This is a genomic window from Magnetococcales bacterium (genome assembly GCA_015231925.1).
In the GTDB taxonomy this organism is placed as follows: domain Bacteria; phylum Pseudomonadota; class Magnetococcia; order Magnetococcales; family JADGAQ01; genus JADGAQ01.
In genome coordinates, this window is record JADGAQ010000023.1 from 1 (window position 1) to 22059 (window position 22059).

At 61.5% G+C, this 22059-nt stretch carries 20 protein-coding genes and 1 pseudogene; 5 read left to right on the plus strand and 16 right to left on the minus strand.

Features of this window, described 5'->3' with window-relative positions; genetic code table 11:
- The first annotated feature begins 220 nt into the window (after positions 1-220).
- The 3 genes from HQL56_04555 (at position 221) to HQL56_04565 (ending at position 6105) form a co-directional block, all read left to right on the plus strand.
- Positions 221-1483: a TolC family protein gene (locus HQL56_04555; protein MBF0308783.1), complete on the plus strand. Its 1263-nt coding sequence runs from the start codon at positions 221-223 to the stop codon at positions 1481-1483.
- Entirely contained in the window at positions 1477-2763 is a 1287-nt protein-coding gene (locus HQL56_04560; protein ID MBF0308784.1) for an efflux RND transporter periplasmic adaptor subunit, read from the plus strand. The genes HQL56_04555 and HQL56_04560 overlap by 7 nt, the downstream gene beginning before the upstream one ends.
- 219 nt (positions 2764-2982) lie before the next feature.
- Positions 2983-6105 (plus strand): efflux RND transporter permease subunit, encoded by a 3123-nt coding sequence (locus tag HQL56_04565; protein ID MBF0308785.1) that lies wholly within the window; start codon positions 2983-2985, stop codon positions 6103-6105.
- Here the strand turns inward: HQL56_04565 and HQL56_04570 are convergent.
- Together HQL56_04570 and HQL56_04575 are read right to left on the minus strand one after the other, a co-directional pair.
- A complete protein-coding gene (locus HQL56_04570; GenBank protein ID MBF0308786.1) occupies positions 6095-7393 on the minus strand; it encodes a cation transporter in 1299 nt (432 codons plus the stop codon). The genes HQL56_04565 and HQL56_04570 overlap by 11 nt on opposite strands.
- Positions 7394-8044: 651 nt before the next feature.
- Positions 8045-8314, minus strand: coding sequence for a metal-sensing transcriptional repressor (locus HQL56_04575; GenBank protein MBF0308787.1), 270 nt, complete (start codon positions 8312-8314; stop codon positions 8045-8047).
- Between the two features lie 176 nt (positions 8315-8490).
- Between HQL56_04575 and HQL56_04580 the strand changes: the two genes are divergently transcribed.
- A complete protein-coding gene (locus HQL56_04580; protein ID MBF0308788.1) occupies positions 8491-8667 on the plus strand; it encodes a hypothetical protein in 177 nt (58 codons plus the stop codon).
- An 89-nt stretch (positions 8668-8756) separates the two neighbouring features.
- On the opposite strand, the gene HQL56_04585 is transcribed toward HQL56_04580, so the two are convergent.
- The 13 genes and pseudogenes from HQL56_04585 to HQL56_04645 all read right to left on the minus strand — a co-directional run bounded on the left by HQL56_04585 (position 8757) and on the right by HQL56_04645 (position 20699).
- Positions 8757-9314, minus strand: a complete 558-nt coding sequence (locus HQL56_04585) for a hypothetical protein (protein ID MBF0308789.1) — start codon at positions 9312-9314, stop codon at positions 8757-8759.
- Positions 9315-9335: 21 nt separating this feature from the next.
- On the minus strand, positions 9336-9632 hold the full coding sequence (locus tag HQL56_04590) for a HigA family addiction module antidote protein (protein MBF0308790.1): 297 nt from the start codon (positions 9630-9632) through the stop codon (positions 9336-9338).
- A 10-nt stretch (positions 9633-9642) separates the two neighbouring features.
- Positions 9643-9921 (minus strand): type II toxin-antitoxin system RelE/ParE family toxin, encoded by a 279-nt coding sequence (locus HQL56_04595; GenBank protein MBF0308791.1) that lies wholly within the window; start codon positions 9919-9921, stop codon positions 9643-9645.
- Positions 9922-10292: 371 nt separating this feature from the next.
- Complete coding sequence (pnp, locus tag HQL56_04600) at positions 10293-12371, minus strand: polyribonucleotide nucleotidyltransferase (protein MBF0308792.1); 2079 nt, start codon at positions 12369-12371, stop codon at positions 10293-10295.
- 60 nt (positions 12372-12431) lie between these two features.
- Positions 12432-12701 (minus strand): 30S ribosomal protein S15, encoded by a 270-nt coding sequence (gene rpsO, locus HQL56_04605; GenBank protein MBF0308793.1) that lies wholly within the window; start codon positions 12699-12701, stop codon positions 12432-12434.
- A gap of 30 nt (positions 12702-12731) precedes the next feature.
- Positions 12732-13661, minus strand: a complete 930-nt coding sequence (gene truB / locus HQL56_04610; protein MBF0308794.1) for a tRNA pseudouridine(55) synthase TruB — start codon at positions 13659-13661, stop codon at positions 12732-12734.
- Positions 13658-14029, minus strand: coding sequence for a 30S ribosome-binding factor RbfA (rbfA, locus tag HQL56_04615; protein MBF0308795.1), 372 nt, complete (start codon positions 14027-14029; stop codon positions 13658-13660). The genes truB and rbfA overlap by 4 nt, the downstream gene beginning before the upstream one ends.
- A complete protein-coding gene (locus tag HQL56_04620; GenBank protein MBF0308796.1) occupies positions 14026-14391 on the minus strand; it encodes a DUF503 domain-containing protein in 366 nt (121 codons plus the stop codon). Before HQL56_04620 ends, rbfA begins: the two co-directional genes overlap by 4 nt.
- Positions 14392-14444: 53 nt before the next feature.
- Positions 14445-17333 (minus strand): annotated as a pseudogene (gene infB / locus HQL56_04625) (translation initiation factor IF-2).
- Positions 17330-18160, minus strand: a complete 831-nt coding sequence (locus HQL56_04630) for a DUF448 domain-containing protein (GenBank protein MBF0308797.1) — start codon at positions 18158-18160, stop codon at positions 17330-17332. The pseudogene infB and the gene HQL56_04630 overlap by 4 nt, the downstream one beginning before the upstream one ends.
- Positions 18141-19658: a transcription termination/antitermination protein NusA gene (gene nusA, locus HQL56_04635; protein MBF0308798.1), complete on the minus strand. Its 1518-nt coding sequence runs from the start codon at positions 19656-19658 to the stop codon at positions 18141-18143. The genes HQL56_04630 and nusA overlap by 20 nt, the downstream gene beginning before the upstream one ends.
- Positions 19659-19673: 15 nt before the next feature.
- A complete protein-coding gene (locus HQL56_04640; protein MBF0308799.1) occupies positions 19674-20240 on the minus strand; it encodes a ribosome maturation factor RimP in 567 nt (188 codons plus the stop codon).
- Between the two features lie 69 nt (positions 20241-20309).
- The gene (locus HQL56_04645; GenBank protein MBF0308800.1) at positions 20310-20699 is read right to left on the minus strand and encodes a septum formation initiator family protein; all 390 of its coding nucleotides are present in this window, start codon (positions 20697-20699) and stop codon (positions 20310-20312) included.
- 109 nt (positions 20700-20808) lie between these two features.
- Here HQL56_04645 and pyrE point away from each other — a divergent pair, with 109 nt between their 5' ends.
- Positions 20809-21456 (plus strand): orotate phosphoribosyltransferase, encoded by a 648-nt coding sequence (pyrE, locus tag HQL56_04650; protein MBF0308801.1) that lies wholly within the window; start codon positions 20809-20811, stop codon positions 21454-21456.
- 19 nt (positions 21457-21475) lie between these two features.
- Here the strand turns inward: pyrE and HQL56_04655 are convergent, their stop codons facing one another.
- On the minus strand, positions 21476-21988 hold the full coding sequence (locus tag HQL56_04655) for a hypothetical protein (GenBank protein MBF0308802.1): 513 nt from the start codon (positions 21986-21988) through the stop codon (positions 21476-21478).
- Between the last annotated feature and the right edge of the window lie 71 nt (positions 21989-22059).

Below are 22059 nucleotides of genomic sequence, written 5' to 3' on the forward strand. Positions count from 1 at the left end.
GGTTCCCCCTGGACCCCTTGGGGTTGGAAGGTCAACAGCGAAAGGACAAGTCCCATGGGTTCCCCCTGGACCCCTTGGGGTTGGAAGGTCAACAGCGAAAGGAAAAGTCCCAGGGCGCTGCCCTGGACCCGTCGGGGGGGATAATCCCCCCCGAACCCCCGTATACCTGAAAGATACGGCACTGGAATATGGACATAGTGGTCATTTCGGGGAGGTTGCCATGAAGCGGGCAGTGTTGACCTGGATGTTGCTGGCCTGGGCGGTTCCGGTTTGGGCGGATCCGGCATCCGGGGAGCAGCCCGTGGGCGCGACGGTGGACGAGTTTCTCGCCCTGGCGCGTGAGATAAATCCTGAAATCGCCGCTCGCGCCCTGGAAGCGGAAGCGGCGGCGGCCTGGGTGGAAGGAGCCGATGCCTTTCCGGACCCGAAGCTGCAAATCACCCTCGACGACATTTCCCGAAACGCCGCCGGACTTCCGGGGCGGGTGGCCACCACCAAGTACACGCTGCAGCAGGAGATTCCCTGGTGGGGCAAGCGGGCCTTGCAGCGGGAAATCGCCGTCGCCGCCAGCCGGGAGGCGGAGAGCGTGCGCGAGGAGCGCAAACTGGAGGTGGCCATGAAGGTCAAAATGGCCTACGCCGACTACCACCGGGTTCACCTCTCCATGGATCAGACGGACGAGTTGATCCAAATCATGCGTGTCCTGGTGGAGTTCGCCCGCTTTCGTTACGCCCAGGGCATGGGCTCGCAGCAGGAGGCCACCTCCGCCGAGGCGGAACGAGGAGCCTTGTCGATGGAACGGGTGCGGTTGCTGCAGGAACGGCACCGTATTCGGGCCCGGTTGAATGCTCTGGTCGGTCGTCCCGCCGAGGCTCCCGTTGTGGAACACCCCCATCTGCGGGAGCTTCCGGAGACATCGCTCCTCGACTACCGGCAGTTGTTGGAACGGGGTTTGGCGGCCAATCCCTCTCTCGGCATGGCGCGGGCCCGAGTGGCCTCGGCGGAAGGGGAGACCCGTCTGGCCAAAAAGGCTTGGTATCCCGATTGGGAGGTGGGCTTCGGCGTGGTGGAGCGTCGCAACGTCGAGGAGATGGACAGCTACGAAGCCATGGTGGGGGTGAGTCTGCCGTTGCAGTGGAGCGCGAAAAAAGCCAAAGAGCGGGAAACAGCCCTGAAGGAACAGGCAGCGCGGCAGGATCTGGTGGCGGAGCGACTGCGGGTGGAACTGGGCTTGAAGGAGGCGCTGTCAAGTCTGGAAGAGGCACAGGCCGTGGAGAAGGTGACTCGGGAAAGCTTGTTGCCTCAGGCGCGCATCGCTTTGCAATCGGCGTTGAAGGGATACGAAAACGGCAATACCGAAGCGGTGGCGGTACTGGATGCGGTGCAACGGCTGAAGAAGTTCCAGATCGAGCGGCTCAAGGCGCAATACGATCAACAGGTGCGTCTGGCGGAGATCGAACGTTTTGTGGGAGGTGAATGGTGAACACGCGCCTGTCGGGCATAGTGGCGTTGTCGGTCTTCCTGGCGGTGAGTCCGGCCTGGAGTGCGACGGAGAGTCACGAGAATCACGGGGGACACGAGGGTCACGAGGCGCCGCCTCCCCGGGCGGAGACGGGCCTCGGGAAGAGTGAGCGCAAGGTTCTCTACTACCGCAATCCCATGGGTTTGCCGGATACCTCTCCCGTGCCGAAAAAGGATGGCATGGGCATGGATTATGTGCCGGTCTACGCCGAGGATATGGCTCCCGCCGGCAGCAACGCCGTGCGCATCGGGCTCGACAAGGTGCAGAAGCTGGGGGTCAAGACCGAGGCGGTGGCGTTGCGTCCGTTGACTCGGGCCATTCGCGCGGTGGGGACGGTGCAGGTGGACGAGCGCAAGCTGCACATCGTTTCCCGGAAGTACGAAGGCTGGATCGAGAAGCTGCACGCCGACGTGACCGGCCAGTCGGTGCGTCGGGGGCAGGCGTTGATGGAGGTCTACAGTCCGGCGCTGGTCTTGGCGCAGCAGGAGTTTCTGGCCGCCAGCCGGGCGGAAGAGACCTTGCGGGAGGCGGATGCGGAGACCCGGCGCACGGCTGCCGACCTGGCGGAAAGTTCCTTGATTCGTCTGCGCAACTGGGATGCCTCGTCGGCCGAGGTGGAGCGTCTGCGCCGCGGGGGTGGCGTCAGCAAGACCATGACGGTGGTGTCCCCGGTTTCCGGAGTCATTCTGGAGAAGAACGCCATTCAGGGAATGCGCTTCATGCCCGGCGAGATGCTCTACCGCATTGCCGATCTTTCCTCCGTCTGGGTGTTGGCGGATGTCTTCGAGCAGGACATGGGTATGGTGCGTCAGGGCCAGGAGGCGGAGGTGACCTTGAACGCTCTGCCGGGCAAGGTGTTTCGCGGCAAGGTAGCGTTCGTCTATCCCACGTTGAGCGTCGAGACCCGTACCGTCAAGGTGCGCATCGAGCTGGCCAATACCACCGGGGAATTGCGTCCCGCTCTGTATGCCACGGTGCAACTGGCGGCGCCGTCGGGGATGGGTGTGGTGCTGACGGTGCCCGATTCCGCCGTGTTGGACAGCGGATCCCGGCAGGTGGTGCTGGTGGATCGGGGGGAAGGGCTTTTCGAGCCGCGTCCGATCCGTCCGGGCGGCAAGGGCAATGGTTATGTCGAAATTCTGGAGGGGCTCAAGGAGGGGGAGAAGGTGGTGATCCGGGCCAATTTCCTCATCGACGCCGAAGCCAATCTGCGGGCGGCATTGGGCCACTATTCCCATTGATCCGTGTGGGAGGCCTCGGCCTCCCGCCTTTTAATATTTATCTTTTAAGTATCAAAAAAAGAAAATGTTCTGTCTTTTGACTTTTCTGATAATAATTAATATTATTATTTAATATATAAAAATTATTATAACTGATAAATAAATAATATAACAAAAATAAAAAGACAGAACATTTTCTTTTTTTGATACTTAAAAGAAAATATTGAAAGGAAGAAGACCATGATCGCCGCCATCATTCGCTGGTCGTGCCGCAATCTCCTGCTGGTGTGGTTGGCGACCTTCTTTCTGGTCGCCAGCGGTGTTTTCGCCGTTTTCAAGATTCCCCTGGACGCCATTCCCGATCTCTCCGACGCCCAGGTGATTCTCTACACCGAGTACCCCGGTCAGGCGCCTCAGGTGGTGGAGGACCAGGTGACCTATCCCCTGACCACGGCGCTGCTCTCGGTGCCGCGCTGCAAACTGGTGCGAGGCTTCTCCTTCTTCGGGGCCTCCTTCGTCTACGTCATCTTCGAAGACGGCACCGATATCTACTGGGCGCGCTCCCGGGTTCTGGAGTATCTCAACTTCGCCGCCAAACGGCTGCCGCCAGGGGTGACGCCCACCCTGGGACCGGATGCCACCGGCGTGGGGTGGGTCTATCAATATGTCGTTCTCTCCGGCGAGAAGACCCTGGCCGAACTGCGCACGCTTCAGGACTGGTATCTGCGTTACCACCTGGCCAAGGCCGAAGGCGTGGCGGAGGTGGCCAGCGTCGGCGGCTACGTGCAGCAATACCAGGTGGTGGTCGATCCCCAGCAGTTGCAGGCCTACAACATTCCCCTTTCACGGGTCGGCCAGGCCATTGCCATGAGCAATCGCGACGTGGGCGGCCGGGTGGTGGAGATGGCCGAAACCGAGTACGTGGTGCGCGGGCGGGGTTATCTGCGCGGGGTGGAGGATATCGAAAAGATCGTACTCAAGGAGGAGCACGGCATTCCGGTGCGACTGCGGGACGTGGCCCGGGTGGAGCTGGGACCGGACGAACGGCGCGGGCTTGCCGAACTCAACGGGGAAGGGGAGGTGGTTTCCGGCATCGTGTTGCAACGCTTCGGACAGAACGCCCTGACGGTGATCGAAAACGCCAAGAAGCGCCTGGCGGAGATTAGCGCCAGTCTGGGGGAGGGGGTGCGCATCGAAGCGGTCTATGACCGCTCCGAATTGATCCTGCGGGCGGTGGAGACGCTGAAACACACCCTGATCGAAGAGAGTCTGATCGTGGCGGTGGTGTGCATCGTCTTTCTGCTGCATGTGCGTAGCGCCCTGGTGGCCATCCTCATGCTGCCGGTGGGGGTGTTGATCGCCGTTCTGCTCATGCAGTCCCTGGGCATGACCTCCAACATCATGAGTCTGGGGGGCATCGCCATCGCCGTGGGGGCCATGGTGGACGCGGCCATCGTCATGATCGAAAACGCCCACAAGCATCTGGAACGGGCCAGGCCGGGTCAATCACGGGTGGACATTCTGATGAACGCGGCCTGCGAGGTGGGACCACCGCTCTTCTTCAGCCTGCTGGTGATCACCGTCTCCTTCCTGCCGGTCTTCACCCTGGAGGCCCAGGAGGGACGTCTGTTCAAACCCCTGGCCTACACCAAAACCTTCGCCATGGCGGGTGCGGCCTTTCTCTCTATCACCCTGGTGCCGGTGCTGATGCTGCTCTTCGTGCGGGGGCGCATCCTGCCGGAACACCGGAACCCCGTCAACCGCTTTCTCATCCGGATCTACCGTCCCGTGATCCGGCTGGTGCTGCGCTTCAAGAAGAGCTTCATCCTGCTGGCCATCGTGGCGCTGGCAGCCAGCGTGATTCCCGCGCAGCGCCTGGGCAGCGAGTTCATGCCCAGCCTGAACGAAGGGTCGCTGCTCTACATGCCCACCACCCTGCCGGGTCTCTCCATGACCAAGGCGGAAGAGATGCTGCAAACCCAGGACAAGATCATCAAAAGCTTTCCCGAGGTGGCGCAGGTCTTCGGCAAGGCGGGGCGGGCCGCCACCGCTACCGATCCCGCTCCCACCGAGATGTTCGAAACGGTGATCAACCTGAAACCCGAAGCGGCGTGGCGCGAGGGCATGACTCCGGAAAAACTGGTGGCGGAGCTGGACGAGGCTTTGCAGATGCCCGGTGTCAGCAACGCCTGGACCATGCCCCTCAAGGCGCGCATCGACATGCTTTCCACCGGCATTCGCACGCCCATCGGCATCAAGGTCTTCGGCAAGAACCTGGAGGAGCTGGAGCCTCTGGCGCAGCAGATCGAGCAGGTGGTCAAAGCGGTTCCCGGCACCACCAGCGCCTACGCCGAGCGGGTGGGCGGCGGTTATTATCTGACCATCGATCCGGACCGGGACGCCATCGCCCGTTACGGACTGACCATCGGCGATCTCCAGGAGGTGATTCTCACCGCCTTGGGCGGAGAGAGCGTCACCACCACCGTGGAGGGGCGGGAGCGCTTTTCCGTCAACGTGCGCTATCCCCGGGATTTTCGTTCCGATCCCGAATCCATTGCCCAGCGGGTGTTGGTGCGCACCGAAAGCGGGGCGCAGATTCCCCTGGGACAACTGGCTTCGGTGCGACCGGAGCAGGGACCGGCGGCGATTCGGACCGAAAACGCCCTGCTGTCGGTCTACATCTTCGTGGACATCCGTGACCGGGACATCGGCGGCTATGTGGCCGACGCCCAGCGGGCGGTGCGGGAACAGGTGCAACTGCCCGCCGGCACCTTCCTGCAGTGGAGCGGTCAGTTCGAATACATGGAGCGGGCCAAGGCCAAACTGCAAATCGTGGTGCCCCTGACCCTGTTCATCATCTTTCTGCTGCTCTACCTGAATTTCGGTCGCATCACCGAGACGCTGATCGTCATGCTCTCCCTGCCTTTTGCGCTGGTGGGCGGGGTCTGGCTGATGGATCTGCTGCACTACAATCTGAGTGTCGCCGTGGCGGTGGGTTTCATCGCCCTGGCGGGGGTGGCGGCGGAGACGGGGGTGGTGATGCTGATCTATCTGGATCACGCTCTGACGGAGCGTCGGCGCCACTGTGCCGCGGAAGGGTTGCCGTTCACCGGCGGAGACCTCTATCTGGCCATCATGGAAGGGGCGGTGGAGCGGGTGCGCCCCAAGATGATGACGGTGGTGGCCATCATGGCGGGGTTGCTGCCCATTCTGTGGAGTACGGGCACGGGTTCGGAGGTGATGCGCCGCATCGCCGCCCCCATGGTGGGGGGCATGGTCTCCTCCACCCTGCTGACTTTGATCGTCATTCCGGCCCTTTACGCCTGGATCAAGGGGTATTCCCTGGACCGGATCAAAGGGTGACCCGCACCACCACTTCGCCCAGCAGGCGGATATGTTCCCGCAAGGAGCGCTCCACTGCACGGGCGATGGCGTCCGCCACATGCAACGGCAGGTCGGCATCGACGGCGATGGTTACGTCCGAATAGACCTTGTGGCCGACCCAGCGGGCGCGCACGGAGCGCACGCTCTTGACCCCGGCGACGTGGGAGGGGGCGTGGGCGATTTCATCCAGGATTTCGGGCTCGATGCCGTCGATCAGGCGATTCCACACGGCTTTGGCGGCATCCTTCACGATGAACAGAATGGCCACGGTGATGCCGATGCCCACCAGGGGATCGACCAGCGGATAGCCCAGCCAGGTGCCGATGACGCCGATCAGCACCGAAAGGCTGGTGAAGCCGTCCACCCGTGAGTGGTGTCCGTCGGCGATCAGGGCGGCGGAGCCGATCTCCTTGCCCACCCGGATGCGAAACACCGCCACCGCTTCGTTGCCGATGAAGCCGACCAGTGCCGCCAGAGCCACCCAGCCGAGGTGCTGCATCGGTTCGGGCCGGATCAGCTTGAGCGCCGCTTCGTATCCGGCCACGCAGGCGGAAAAGAAGATCACTCCCACGATGATCACCCCGGCCACATCCTCCGCTTTGCCGTAACCGTAGGTGAAGCGCCGATTGGCGCCCCGTTTGGCCAGGGCGAAGGCGATCCACAGCGGAATGCTGGTGGCGGCGTCGGCGAAGTTGTGGATGGTGTCCGCCAGCAGGGCCACCGATCCGGAATAGAGGACCACCAGCACCTGCAGGATGGCGGTGAGCCCCAGCCCCACCAGGGAGATCTTGAGGGCGCGGATGCCCTTTTCACTCGATTCCATGACCGAATCGACCTTGTCGGTCACGTCATGGGAGTGGGCGAAGGTACCCCGCAGCCAGCCCAGCAGACCCGTGCCGTGGTCGTGCCCGTGGTCGTGCCCGTGATCGTGTCCGTGATCGTGTCCGTGGTCGTGTCCGTGGTCGTGGTGTGCGGGTCCGTGATCATGGCCCTCTTCGGTAAAGGGGGTGACCAGCACTTGTTTCCCGTCTTGCCGGGAGATGTCGATCCGGGCTTCGAATTCGTGGGGTTCCGGGATATCGGTGGTGGATTCCAGGAAGTGTTCTTCTTGCCGGAAGAGGAACCGTTGGCTGCTGCCATCGGGGCGGGTGGTGGTCAGGGTGAGGCTGTCGGCGGGCAGGGGTTGGGCCGGTTGGGCTGCGTTGTCCAGGAAATAGAGGCGAAAGCGGGGCGGTACGCCGGTTTCGAAGACGCTGATTTCCAGCATGCCGTCGGCGTGGGCGATCAGGGGGCCGCCGTGGGTTCCGTGTTCCTCCCCGCCGTGGTGGTGATCGTGACCGGCTCCATGGTCATGGCCTTCTTCGGTGAAGAGGGTGATCAGACGTTGATGGGTTTCCGCCAGATCGAGTCGCGCCAGGAATTCGTGGGGTTCGGGGATATTGGTGGTGGATTCCAGAAAGGTCTCTTCCCGGCGGAAGGTGAAGTGTTGCCGGATGTCACCGGGACGTTCCGTCTCCAGGGTGATGCTGTCCGGGGCGGGTGGGGTTACCGGTTGCAGGGCGGCATCGGTGAAATAGAGGCGGAAGCGGGGGGGCACGTCGGTTTCGAAGACGCTCATTTCCACGAAGCCGGCGGGGTGTTTCAGCAGGGGTCCGCCGTGGGGGCCGTGGGAAGTCATGATGTCGGGCTCCTGGATTTTTTGATGTTGACTTTCAATATTTAATCTTTTAAGTATCAAAAAAAGAAAATGTTCTATCCTTTGACTTTGTAAGTTTCTTTTTTATAAAAATAACTATAAAACTTATTGCTCATAAGGATTCATATAAACAGATTAAGGAAAAAGTCAAAACATTTCCCTTTTTTGATACTTAAAAGATAAAATATTGAAAGGCGCGTTAGTCATGGTTTTGAATGGGTATTACAGATACTTGGCCATGGTTTTCAAGGCCTTCACCTGTCCGATCAGGTCGCGAGTCGTCATCTCTTCCCGAATGTCCAGGCAGTGTTCGATGTGATCGCTGACGTATTCCCGTTTGGCGGAGACCAGGGCGTTGCTGACGGCCTGGAGCTGCTGGGCCACTTTTTCGCACGGCTCTCCGGTCTCGATCATGGCTATGACCTTGATCAGATGGCCCGAGGCGCGTTTCAAACGGGTGACGATTTCCGGATGGCCAGCGTGTTTGTCCATGGGCGGTATCCTATCCTGGGGGATGGGTTAGTGTCAACTGAAAGCCGATGTCGTGTACCATGTCATTGTTGCATCAGTCATGGCGAAGTGGAATACTTGAACAGGAAGGGAGCGTTTCGAATGGGTTGGTTCCCGGTTGGATAGCGCAACTCGGAGCAACTATTGGAGGAATGACCATGTGGCAGGATCCTCTTGTTGAGGAAATTCGTCAAATTCGGGAAGAACATGCAGCCCGCTTTCATTATGATCCGGAGGCTATTTATCAGGATTTGAAGCGGCTTGAACAGGAGTCGGGTCGGCAGACGGTTTCCTTGCAGCCGAAACCTGTCCAGGAGGTTTGCAAGGCGGGTTGATGTCTGGTAGTGGTCCCATTATTGGAAATGTATCTGTCGCCCTGTTGGCCTTGTTGAACGACGAACCGGGTGCGGACGGAGTGGATGTCTTATGGATTCTCCCGCAGATCAAGTTCCCATATTGCAAGGTCAACTTCTTGAGGAATGCTTTTCAGTTGGACTGCAATGCGTCTGATTTCATCTAGATATTTTATATAATCATCTATATTAAAGCTCTTCTTCTTTTCCAGATTATTGCCCCCCTGAAACAGTTGCCGCCAGCCTCGAAAGTCGATGACGCAATATCTTTCCGGTTCAACCAGTGCCAGAGCGGCGGAGGCGACAGGAATTCCAACTCCGTGTAAAGTAGTAAGAATATTTATTTTTAGTTGTGTTGCGCACGAATAATCGTCCGATTCAGTAATGCTGAAAGCGGCCGTTGTTGTTAATTTATAACAACTAGTTATATTATTATCCAAATTATGTTTATTCCGATTAAACTGATTGCCAAGTTTCCATAGGGCGATCTGGTGAAATTCTGTCTCCGTCAGGAAAAATGGATCTCTATTGGCTTTGATATTACGAAGAAAACATTTTAATTCTTCTGTTTCGCGATAATCTCTAGATTTATACAAAAAGAGACTGATTTTTTCTATTAAGTCCGTCATTATTGCTTCTCCTGGAATCAATCAGATGTGCATATTTTGATGGGTGAATAATGGCTTGATACTGCATTGAATCCTTTCCTGATCAAGTTTGGCCAGATCGAATTGAGCCTGAAGCTGTAACCAGCTTTCGGGACTGCGACCAAAGGCTCGCGATAAACGGACCGCCATTTCCGGAGAAATACCCGAGTGGCCGTTCAATAAAAGCGACAGGGTTTTGCGCGTTACCCCAAGACCTTCGGCGGCTTGTGTTACCGAAAGGTGCAATGGCTTCAGACATAAATCACGAATGATTTCTCCGGGGGAGACTGGATCGTTCATGGCTTGTTTCCTAGTGGTAGTCGATCAGGTCAACTGAGTTGGCATGCCCCTCTTCGAAACGAAAAATAACTCGCCAGTTTCCTGAAACAGATACAGCGTAATATCCCGCCAATTCTCCGGAAAGGGAATGAAAGTGCAAACCGGGCAGGTTCATATCCTCGGCCACCACGGCGGTATTCAGCAAGGAGAGAATTTGCCGTAATCTCTTGACAAGAGACTGCTTGACTCCCTTGCTTTGGCCCTCCTGGAACAGGAGGGAGAGACCTTTGTGCCGAATGTTCTGAATCACGGTTCCCGTTCCATGTTACGTATCAGGTTACACTCCATAAACACAGCATGCCAGCAAAATCAATACCCTAAATGGAAAGAGGGTGCAAAACTTCTGCGAACACGCAGCCGCCGTCTTCCAATATTATGGCCGATTGCAAAACTAATGAGTATTATATTAAAAATATATAAATTATAAACAGAAAGTCAAAGGACAGAACATTTTCTTTTTTTGATTATTAAAAGATAAAATATTGAAAGTCAAATACATAAAAAATATCTTGGCTGTGGCTATATCGCAATTGGCTCTGGTGGGGCTCATCTCCAAAAAAAAGGGACCGGAGCCTTACGCTCCGGTCCCCCGATCCATCACGGCCAGCGACGCTTTGCCGCTCAGATATCCTTCATGGTCAGCTTGACCCGACCCTGTTTGTCCACATCCAAAACCTTCACCGCCACCACATCCCCTTCCTTGACCACGTCGGTGACCTTGGCCACCCGTTGTCCGGAGAGCTGGGAGATGTGAACCAGACCATCCCGGTTGGGCAGGATGTTGACGAAGGCGCCGAAGTCGGTGATGCGAACCACCTTGCCCTGGTAAACCTGCCCCGTCACCACCTCGGCCACGATCTGCCGGATGATGCGTTCCGCCGCTTCGGCGCTGGGACCGTCCACGGAGGCGATGTTGACCGTGCCATCGTCGTTGATGTCGATGGAGCATCCCGTCTCTTCCGTAATGCCACGGATCACCTTGCCGCCCGACCCGATCACGTCGCGGATCTTGTCCGGATTGATCTTGATGGTGATGATGCGCGGCGCGTAGTTCGACAGCTCGGACCGAACCTGCGGCATGGCCTCCTGCATCTTGCCCAGAATGTGCAAACGACCCCCGCGAGCCTGCCGCAGGGCCACTTCCAGGATCTCCCGGGTGATGCCGTTGATCTTGATGTCCATCTGCAGCGCGGTGATGCCGTCGGCATTGCCCGCCACCTTGAAGTCCATGTCACCCAGATGATCTTCGTCACCCATGATGTCGGACAACACCGCGAAACGGGCGCCATCCTTGACCAGACCCATGGCGATACCCGCCACCGGTGCCTTGATGGGCACACCGCCGTCCATCATGGCCAGCACCGCACCACACACCGTGGCCATGGAGCTGGAGCCGTTGGACTCGGTGATCTCGGAGATCATGCGAATGGTGTAGGGGAAGGTCTCCTGATCCGGCAGAATGGCCGACAAGGCCCGTGTGGCCAGCTTGCCGTGACCGATCTCCCGACGGCCCGGCGCCCCGACACGACCCGTCTCGCCCACACTGTAGGGAGGGAAGGAGTAGTTCAGGTAGAAATGCTCCCGGTCCTCGCCATCCAGCGATTCGACGATCTGCTGATCCCGTCCGCTGCCCAGCGTCAATGCCGCCAGGGCCTGGGTCTCGCCACGGGTGAAAAGGGCCGTGCCGTGTACCCGGGGCAACAGGCCCACCTCGCAGGTGATGGGACGCACGTCCGTCAAGCCGCGCCCGTCGATGCGACGGCCTTCGCTGAGGATCTTCTCCCGCACCACCTGGGATTCCAGCGCCTTGAACTGCTCCTTCATCTCGCCTTCGCGGGGATCGCCTTCCGACAGGCCCAGGGCTTGCGGCATCTCCTTGCGAATGGCGGCCACACGATCCTGCCGCTTCATCTTGTCGGCGATGCTGTAGGCTTCCATCAAAGGCTGCTGGGCTTTCTCCCGCAACGCGGCGGCCAGGGCTTCGTCCGCCGGCTTGCTCTCCAGGGTCCAGGCCGGCTTGCCGCACTCGGCCACCAGCTCCCGAATCGCCTGAATCACCGGCTGATACCCCTGGAAGCCGAACATCACCGCATCCAGCATCTCTTCTTCGGTGAGGAAATCGACTTCCGACTCCACCATGTTGATGGCGTCCGCCGTGCCCGCCACCACCAGGTCGAGACGGCTGTTCTCCATCTGACCACGAGTCGGGTTGAGCAGGAACTTGCCATCCACATAAGCCACCCGCGAGCCCCCGATGGGGCCGTGGAAGGGCATGCCCGACAGGGAGATGGCCGCCGAAGCGCCCACCATGGCGGCGATATCCGGCTGAAACTGCTGGTCGTAGGAGATGACCGTGGCAATCACCTGGGTATCGTTGTAGAACTTCTTGTCAAACAGGGGACGCAACGGCCGGTCGATCAGACGGGAGATCAACACCTCCCGATCGGAAGGACGGGTCTCCCGTTTGATGAATCCACCGGGAATGCGTCCGGCCGCCCAGCTCTTCTCCTGGTAATGCACCCCCAGAGGGAAGAAGTCCATCCCCGGACGAACCGACTTTTCCGCCACCACGGTGACCAGAACCATGGTCTCGCCGTAGGTGACCAGCACCGCTCCGTCCGCCTGCCGGGCCACGCGCCCGGTCTCCAGGGTCAATTGCCCCGGGCCCCATTCAATGGTCTTGCGATGAATATCGAACATGATTTTCCTTTTCCCGAGACACCGGCGCCCCGATAGCGCCGGTGGTATTCATCCAAGCAACTATTTGCGCAGATTGAGACGTTGAATCAAGGAAAGATAACGATCCTGACTCTTATTGCGCACGTAGGTCAGCAGGCGACGCCGCAGGCCGACCATTTTCAACAGACCACGACGGGAGTGGTGGTCCTTCTTGTTGATGCGCAGGTGCTCGGTCAGATTGTTGATGCGTTCCGTCAAAATGGCCACCTGGACCTCCGGGGATCCGGTATCCCCCTCTTTGAGTCCGTAGGCTTTGATCAGTTCCTGTTTGCGATCCGGCGTAATCGACATCGTGTTCTCCTTAGGGGTATGAATGAGTTGTCACGACGGTACGCCTCCCAGGGAGAAGACCCGCTGCGGACGCACCAGAACCCGCCCCGCGCCCTCCGGTGAGACCTCACCGATGGCGCCGAAGCGTTGATTCGGGTCGTAGAGCCGGACCACGCCCGTGGTGCGCAGCTCCGTTTCCACCCGCACGGCCTGCCCCAACGTGAGGCGCCGCCACTCCTCCTCCCCGAGACGAAGTACCGGGATGTCGTCCAGTACCCGATCCATGGGGAGAAGAATCGTTGGCAGACGGTTCTCCCGAACCGCCTGTTCCACCATTTCCAGGGTTACGGCCTCCTGGAGATCGAATCCCAGGGTTTGCAGCCGTATCAAGCGGGTCAACGTGGCCCCGCACCCTAAAAGCCGGCCCAGATCCCGAACCAGGGACCGGATATAAGTTCCCTTGCCACACTGCACCAGCAGTTCCGCTTCTTCGGCGGTGCAGGAGAGGAGTTCCAGGCGGTCGATGCGCACCGTGCGGGCCGGCAGAACGACGTTTTCTCCCCGGCGGGCCAGTTGGTAAGCCCGTTCCCCCTCGACGTGGATGGCGGAAAAGAGGGGAGGGACCTGTTCGATCTCCCCCAGAAACCCTTGCAAGGCGGACGCCACTGCCGAGGGTTCGGGACGCTGCTCACTGCGGGCGATCACCGTTCCGGTGGGGTCGCCGCTGTCGGTCTCTTCGCCGAAGCGCAGCCGGCAGCGATAGCGTTTGTCCCCCTCCAGAACCAGGCCCAGCACTTTGGTCGCTTCGCCCAGGGCCAGGGGCAGCAGACCTTCGGCGAAGGGATCCAGAGTGCCGCCGTGACCCACCTTGGCCACGCCGGTGAGGTGGCGCACCCGTGCCACCACCTGAAAGGAACTCCAGCCCGCCGGTTTGTCGACAGCCAACCAGCCGTGCCAGACATTGCCACCCCGGCGTTTCACGAGGCGGTGTCGTCCGCAGGGGGAATGTTCAGGCTTTTCAGCAACTCTTCGATGCGTTGTCCCTGTTCCACGGAGCGATCCACCAGAAAACGCAACTGGGGTACCAGGCGCAAGCGCATCTCCTGGCCCACCCGGGTGCGCATGAAGCCCGCCGCCCGGTTCAGCGCCGCCTCCACCTGCTGTTCCACCTCGGCTCCGCCCGATACCGCGAAGAAGATCGTGGCCAGGGAGAGATCCCGTGAAACCCGTACCTCGGTGAGGGTCACCAAGGCCCCCGACAGACCGGGGTCGCGGATTTCGCCCGACACCACCATCTCCGACAGAATCCGCCGGATCTGGTTGCCAACCCGCTCCACGCGCACGCTCATGCGATCACCTCCACCCGATAATCGGCCACCGCACCCAGATGTTCCCGCTCGATGAAGGAGACCACTTCCCGCAACCGGCTTTGAAGCGGACCCGCCTCGTTGCCGACCATGGCGAAACCCAGACCGGACGTGTTCCACAAATCCATGTGGGCCACTTCGGCGGCCGATATCTCGAAATGCTCTTTCACCCGGGACAACAGGCGACGCACGATGCTGCGCTTCTCCTTCAGGGAGCGCACCCCCGGCAAATCGAGGCGCACCTGCAGGATACCCACGAGCATCGTCTCCCCGGACCACCCGAAACGGCCCGGATCCCGATACCCTCCGGGCCAGCCTCGTGTGGTGCGTTCGTCATCCGTCATGTCGGTTCAAAGGCTCGATGAAACAAGGACACGGTAAAACAAGGACACGGTCCTCAGGAGTGGATGACCTGCCGAATTTCCTCCAGCATATAGGCTTCCAGCACATCCCCATTCTTGAAATCGTTGAAGCGGTGCAAGCTGATGCCGCATTCCATGCCTTCCCGAACTTCCTTGACATCGTCCTTGAAGCGTTTGAGGGCCAGCACCTCGCCCTCGAAGGCCACGATGTTGTCCCGCAGCACCCGCACCTTGCTGTTGGCGCGCAACACGCCTTCGGCCATCATGCAGCCCGCCACGTTGCCCACCTTGGAGATGCGGAAGACCTCCCGCACCAGGGCCCGGCCCAGAATGGTCTCTTCCACCTTGGGCGCCAGCAGCCCTTCCAGGGCGCGGGTCACGTCATCCACCAGATCGTAGATCACGTTGTAGAAACGCATGTCGATCTTTTCGCGCTTGGCCAGCTCCCGCGCCTTGGCGTCGGCCCGCACGTTGAAGCCCACCACGATGGCGCTGGAGGCCAGGGCCAGCATCAGATCCGATTCGGTGATGCCGCCCACGCCGGTGTGAATGACGTTGACCTGCACCTGCTCGTGCTTGACCCGCTTCACCGCTTCGGCGACCGCTTCCGTGGAGCCCTGAACGTCGGCTTTGACCACCACCTTCAGCTCGACCACCTGGCCCTGCTGAATCTGGTTGAAGAGATCGTCCAGCTTCGGGGCGTGGGCCTGTTTGGCCTGCTCCTGCTCCTTGATCTTGCGTTCGCGATAGGAGGCGATTTCACGGGCGCGCCGTTCGTCGCCGACCACCACCAGGAACTCGCCGGCGCTGGGCACACCCGACAGACCGATGATCTCCACCGGCATGGCCGGCGTGGCTTCGGTGAGCCGCTGTCCCTTGTCGTTCAGCAGACCGCGCACCTTGCCCCACTCCGTGCCCACCACGAAGATGTCTCCGTCCCGCAACGTGCCGCTCTGCACCAGACAGGTGGCCACCGGGCCCCGGCCTTTGTCCAGATTGGCCTCGATGATCACGCCACGGGCCCGTTTGTCGGGATTGGCCCGCAGATTGAGCATTTCCGCCTGCAGGAGAATCATCTCGCCCAGCTCGGGAACGCCCTGACCGGTCTTGGCCGACACCGGCACGAAGATGGTGTCGCCACCCCAGGCTTCCGACACCAGGCCGTATTCCGTGAGCTGCTGCATGACTTTTTCGGGATTGGCGTCCGGCTTGTCGATCTTGTTGACCGCCACCAGGATGGGCACCCCCGCCGCGCGGGCATGGTTGACCGCCTCGATGGTCTGGGGCATGACCCCGTCTTCCGCCGCCACCACCAGCACCACCAGATCCGTCACCTTGGCGCCGCGAGCCCGCATGGCCGTGAAGGCCGCGTGTCCGGGGGTGTCCAGGAAGGTGATGCGATCCCCCTTCTCCGTCAGCACCTGATAGGCGCCGATGTGCTGGGTGATGCCGCCGAACTCCCGTGCCGCCACGTCGGTTTTGCGGATCGAGTCCAGCAGCGAGGTCTTGCCGTGGTCCACGTGACCCATGATGGTCACCACCGGGGGACGGGTGGCCAGATCCTGCTCGCCGTCCATCACCTCCGCCAGCTCCGCCTCGATGTCGGCCTCCTCCGAAACCTGCTTGGAGCGATGCCCCATCTCTTCCACCACCAGAACCGCCGTCTCCTGGTCGAGCATCTGGTTGATGGTGACCATGATGCCCTGCTTGAACAGCAGTTTGATCACTTCCGAGGACTTCACCGCCATACGGTTGGCCAGATCCCCCACCGAAATGGCTTCCGGAACCACCACATCCCGCACCACCACCTGGGCGTGGACTTCGGGACGGCGTTCGTTGCGATCCCGCCGCGGGCGACGCCCGGGTTGCATCGGTTTCTCCGCCGGACCGTCCTCGGAGCGGCGACGCCGACCCCGCCGGCCACCCTCGCGCTCCTCCTCCTCGGTATCGGTGCTTTCCACCACCACTGCGGGTGCCGCAGTGCTGCGAGGCGCCACCACGGGCGGCACCACCTGGATATCCTGGCGCCGTTCGTCGTCCAGCCGTTTCTGTTCCCGCAAATCGCCGACCTGGGAGAGGCGTTTGGCCACCAACTCTTCCATGCGCTTGCGGGCCACATCCTCCCGTTGCGCCCGGGAGAGCTTCTTCTTGTCGCCGCTCTCGTCCTCCGCAGAGGTGATCAGCGAGGTCGTCGTGGTCTGCCCGGTCGCGCCGCGCCCGCCGCCGGGAGTCTCCGGGCGACGTTGGCCCGAGGCCTCCGGTCGGCCCCCCTGACGGGAACGGCCTTCCGCTTCGCCGCGTCCGCCCGAAGGGGACACCTTGACGCCGGCCGCCGCCGCTGGCTGGCCGCGTCCCGCACCGGGCTGGCCTCCCCGCTGCACCACGCTCATGCCTCCGGGGGTCGGAGCCGCCGTCGGTTTGGGATAGGAGCGCTCCATCGCCTCGACGGGTTTCTCCCGTACCGGCGGCGCAATCTCCACCTTCTCTTCCCGAGGGGGCTCCTCCGTGACGCTCACCTCCGTCACGACCGCCACGGCAACCTCTTCCGGCGGCTCTTCCCCATCGTCTCCGACGGGTTCGACCGACTCATCCCGGGAAACCGTCTCCGACGCCACATCCACGCTGGTCTCGAAGCTCTCGACCGTTTCCTGGAGCGGTGTTTGGGACGAATACGGGGATTGCGTCGCCTCGGTCACGGTCGTCGGCAGATCCGACTCGCCGGACTGAACCGGATTTTCCCCTTCGCCGCCCACCTTCACGAAGGTCTTCTTGCGGCGCACCTCCACCACGACGCTCTTCGAGCGCCCATGGGGGAAATGCTGCCGGATGGCTCCGCTTTCCACCGTTTTCTTGAGCACAATGCTGCGTGGCGCTTTCAAACGCAGCTTGTTGTCGTTCTGTTCGTCCTGCTTGGAATCGCTCAACCGCCTTCTCCGCTGCTGCCGCCCGTTCCGCCATCGGATCCGGTTCCACCACTCTCGAATGGGCCCGTGAAGGCCCGCCATCTCATGACATCCAGACGCAGGCGCGAGGCCTGCCGTCCGGGGACCAGCCCCAATACCGCCACCGGCCCGACACCGCAGGCCGCGCCCAGGGCATCCCGGAAACCCGCTTCCAGCAGGTCGCCCGGACCCTGTTTCCGCATCAGGCGCTCCACCTTTTCCCGGGTGTGATGCGCCGTATCCGTCGCCATCAGCACCACCAGGGGCTCACCCCGTTCCAGCCGCTCCTTCACGATCTCGAAACCGAGATGGAGCAGACCGGCCCGCCGGGCCAGACCCAGACCGTCGTACAGACGCCGTGTCAAAGCCGCAGCCAGGCGTTGCGTGAGAAGTTCCGCTTCCGGAAGCGCCACCCGACCCTCAAAGCCGCTCCAGCGTCCCATCTGACCCGAACGCCGCAACATCTGGCGAACTTCGTCGGCGGAGGGGTGCAGATAAAAGCCCCGTCCACCCAGTCGCTCCCCCAGATCCTCCACCAACTGCCCTTCCGGCGAGACGGTGAAGCGCAACAATTCGCCCGGAGAACGGCTTTCCCGGCACAGTACACACTGCCGCAAGGGTGTTTCCACCACCTTGACGGCGGACGGATCCGTTGCCTCCGCCGTGGTGGCGACTTCGGCGCCGCGTCGCGCCCTTGCCGACGCACCCCGACCCCGACCGCCGCGTCCGGCCTTGCCGCCACCCGGCGCGGAGCCTTTGCCCGGCGTGGAACCTTTGCCCGGTGCGGTGTTAACCCTTCCGCTCCCCATCGCTGAACCAACCCGCCTGTTTGCGGGCCGCCAGAATGACGCTCTCCACGTTCTGACGCGGCAACGCCCCTCCGGTGGCGTCGAACAGCTCGTCCGACGACAGATCCGCCAGGGCTTCCAGGGAGCAGATGCCCTTTTCCGCCAGGATCACCACCAGCTCGTCCGACAGCCCTTCCAGTCGGGACAGCTCGGGATCCACCGACAGCTCTTCCTTGCGCTCTTCGGTGCGCAGCGCCTTCTGCAACAGGTACTCCCGGGCGCGGTTGCGCAGCTCCTGGGCGATATCCTCGTCGAAACCGTCGATGCTGACCAGCTCCTCCAGCGGCACGTAGGCCACCTCTTCGCAGGTGGTGAAGCCTTCCTGCACCAGGGCTCCGGCCACATCCTCGTCGAGATCCAGCTCGGTCATGAAGTTGCGCGCCAGCTCCTGGAACTCCTCGGCGCGAACGTCCATATCCTCCTGTTCCGCCACGATATCGATCTTCCAGCCCGTCAGCTCCGAGGCCAGACGCACGTTCTGTCCGCGACGACCGATGGCCAGGGAGAGCTGTTGCTCGTCCACCACCACCTTGATGCTGCGCTCCTCCTCGTCCATCACCACCTTGGAGACTTCGGCGGGGGCCAGCGCGTTGCAGACGAAGACCGCCGGATCCGGGGACCACTCGATGATATCGATGCGCTCGCCCTGGAGTTCCGTGACCACGCCCTGCACCCGTGAGCCCCGCATGCCGACGCAGGCGCCCACCGGGTCGACGTGGGAGTCGTTGGAGCGCACCGCGATCTTGCTGCGGAAACCCGGATCCCGAGCCACGGCCTTGATCTCCACGATGCCGTCGTAGATCTCCGGGACTTCCATCTCGAAGAGACGGGCCACCATCTGGGGATGGGTGCGCGACAAGATCACCTGGGGACCGCGGGTGGCGTCCCGCACATCCAGGATGTAGGCCCGGATGCGGTCGCCGGGGCGATAATGCTCCCGGGACAACTGTTCTTCGTAGGGCAGAAAGGCCGTGGTGCGTCCCAGGTCCACATGGATGTTGCTGCGGTCCACCCGCTTGACCAGTCCGTTGACCAGTTGCCCGCGACGACTGATGTACTCCTCGTAGATGCGATCCCGTTCCGCGTCCCGCACCTTCTGCACGATGACCTGTTTGGCGGTCTGGGCCGCGATGCGTCCGAACTCGATGGGCGGCAGGGCTTCCGCCAGGATCTCTCCCGGCCGGATGGCCGGATCGATGCGACGCGCTTCCGCGAAGGAGACCTGCAGATCCGCGTCCTCCACCTCGTCGCCTTCCGGAACCTCCACGACCTCGCGCAACAGATGCAGGCCGAACTCTCCGGTCTTGCCGTCGAAACGGGCCTGGATGTTTTTGTTGGCGCCGTATTTCTTGCGGGAGGCGGTCTGTATGGCCACCTCCATCGCTTCGATCACGATTTTGCGGTCGATTCCCTTTTCACGGGCGACCTGTTCCGCCACTTGCAAGATTTCCGAACTCATGACCGACCACCCATTCTAGCGGCTCCTCCGTCGCCCGTTGCGGGAAGGGGCTTTCCTTCCGAACAGCGCATCAACGTTCACCTGCAGCCTCGCCTTGGCGATTCCGGCCAAAGGCAGAGACACCTTTCCCTCGTCATCTCCCACCAGCACGACCTCGTCCCCTTCCAGACCCTGCAATTGTCCGGTGAAGCGACGTCTGCCCCCCTCGTCCAGGGGTTCCAGAAGCTCCACGTGGACTCGCGATCCGGCGAAACGCACGAAATCCTGCCGTTTCTTCAGCGGCCTTTCCACCCCTGGGGAGGAGACCTCCAGCCGGTAGGGCTGGGAGATGGGATCCTCCACGTCCAGGATGCCCGTCATGCGTTCGCTGACGGCGCTGCACTCCTCCAGGGAGACCCCCGGCGGGGTGCCTTCGGGGTTGCCGTCGCCCGCGAGGGCGACCTTCTCCACCAGAACCCGCAACACCCAGCCGTAGTTGTCCTGTTTCAGCGATACATCCACCAGTTCGCAGCCCACGGCCTCCGCAGCGCCCTGCGCGACCTCTTCCACCCGCTGCCATTGCTCATCGGAGACCCGGCTCATCCGACAACCCCGCATCCCGTCTCAACAAAAAAAGCCGGCAGCGCCGACTTTCCGAAAAAACACCAACCCTCACCTGCCACCAACGCCAACATGGTCATCTTCCGTCATGACGGCGGCTTTGTCAACGGAAACCTGGACGGCGGTCCGATGTCCCGGAAAGACGAAGATCAGCTCATCCCGATAAACCAGTCCCAGGTTGCGCCGCGCCACCTCCTCCAGCACCCGCGGATCGGTCTCCACCAGGAGGATCTCCCGTTTCAGCGCGTTGATGCGCCCGGTGATCTCCTTGTTCTCCCGCTGGGAGAGGACCAGTTGCGCCTCCGTGCGCCGCCAGCGCACCAGCCCCTGTTCCCCGAACCAGAGCAGATACTGGGCCCAGACGTTGGCCACCACCAGGAACAGGCCGATCCACATGCTCCAGGGGCTGACGACATTTTCCTGTTCTTCCTCTTCTTCCATGAACGTCCCTCTCTTCCGTCTCACCTTGCGAGCAGGGCTTGACTTCCCACGGTCTCCACACCATGGTTGCCATCCAGTAGCCCGCATCACACTCTACAAGGATTGCCCCATGTCCGCCAACACTCTGCAACACGATTTCCTGCGTTTCGCCATCGCCCGGGGCGTCCTGCGGTTCGGTTCCTTTCGCACCAAGGCCGGTCGCGACAGCCCCTATTTCTTCAACGCCGGGCTGTTCCACGGCGGGGCTGCCATCGACCGGCTGGGCTGTTTCTATGCCGCCACCATCGTCGGGGCCGACCTGCCCTGCGACATCCTCTTCGGTCCGGCCTACAAGGGTATCCCCCTGGTGGTCGCCACCGCTGCGGCCCTCTCCCGCGAACACGGTCGCGACCTGCCCTTCGCCTACAACCGCAAGGAGGTCAAGGACCACGGCGAAGGGGGGCTGCTGATCGGCGCTCCCCTGCAGGGGCGGGTACTCATCGTCGATGACGTGATCTCCGCCGGAACCTCGGTGCGCCAGTCCGTGGAGCTGATCCGGGAGGCGGGCGCCAGCCCCGCCGGCGTGCTGGTGGCCCTCGACCGGCAGGAGCGGGGCAGCGGCGACCTCAGCGCCACCCGGGAGGTGGCCGCCTCCTTCGGTATTCCCGTCACCGCCATCGCCACCCTCGACGATCTCCTCGGTCTTTTGGAACAGGAGGAGTCCCTCGGGGAGCATCTGCAGGCCATTCGGAACTATCGGGATCGGTATGGCGCCTGACTTCCGCCCACCGCGCGGCTCACTTCTGCTCCTTCTGACACTGCTGCAGTTTGTTCACCGCCTGCAGGCTGCCGGTCAGCTTCACCTCGAATTCGAAGTTGCGCTGCCCGTTGGAGAAGTTGAGCCGCATGACATTGCGTCGCTTGACCTCCGAGAGCAGATCGTCGCTCTTTTCCAGGTACTGCCAGCGCCAGTAGTTGTCCTTGGAGGCCTCGTCCTCCTTGAAGGCGATGGTGCGCGCCGGCTCCTGGTCGAAGCGTATCTCCAGCTGGTTGCGGGCCAGACCGACCCGACGCCGTTCCGTGAACAGCTCCGTGAAGAAGTCGTCGTTGGGGAACAGCGCCAGAATCAGCGCCGGTCCCAGCCCCTCCAGGGGAATGGCGATCTCCAGCTTGCACACCTTCTCACCGGGGCCGGTCTCCATGATGCGCACCGTGAAGGGATCCTTGGCATAGTACTCCTGGGGCCCTCCCGCCGCGTGAACTCCCTCGGTGAACAGCACCAGGGCCAACAATCCGGTCAACCATCGCATCGAATCACCTCCCGCCGATTCGGTACGGCCGTTTCCCTTCGGCCTGAGTGTTTTCGTCCATTCGTTTTGGA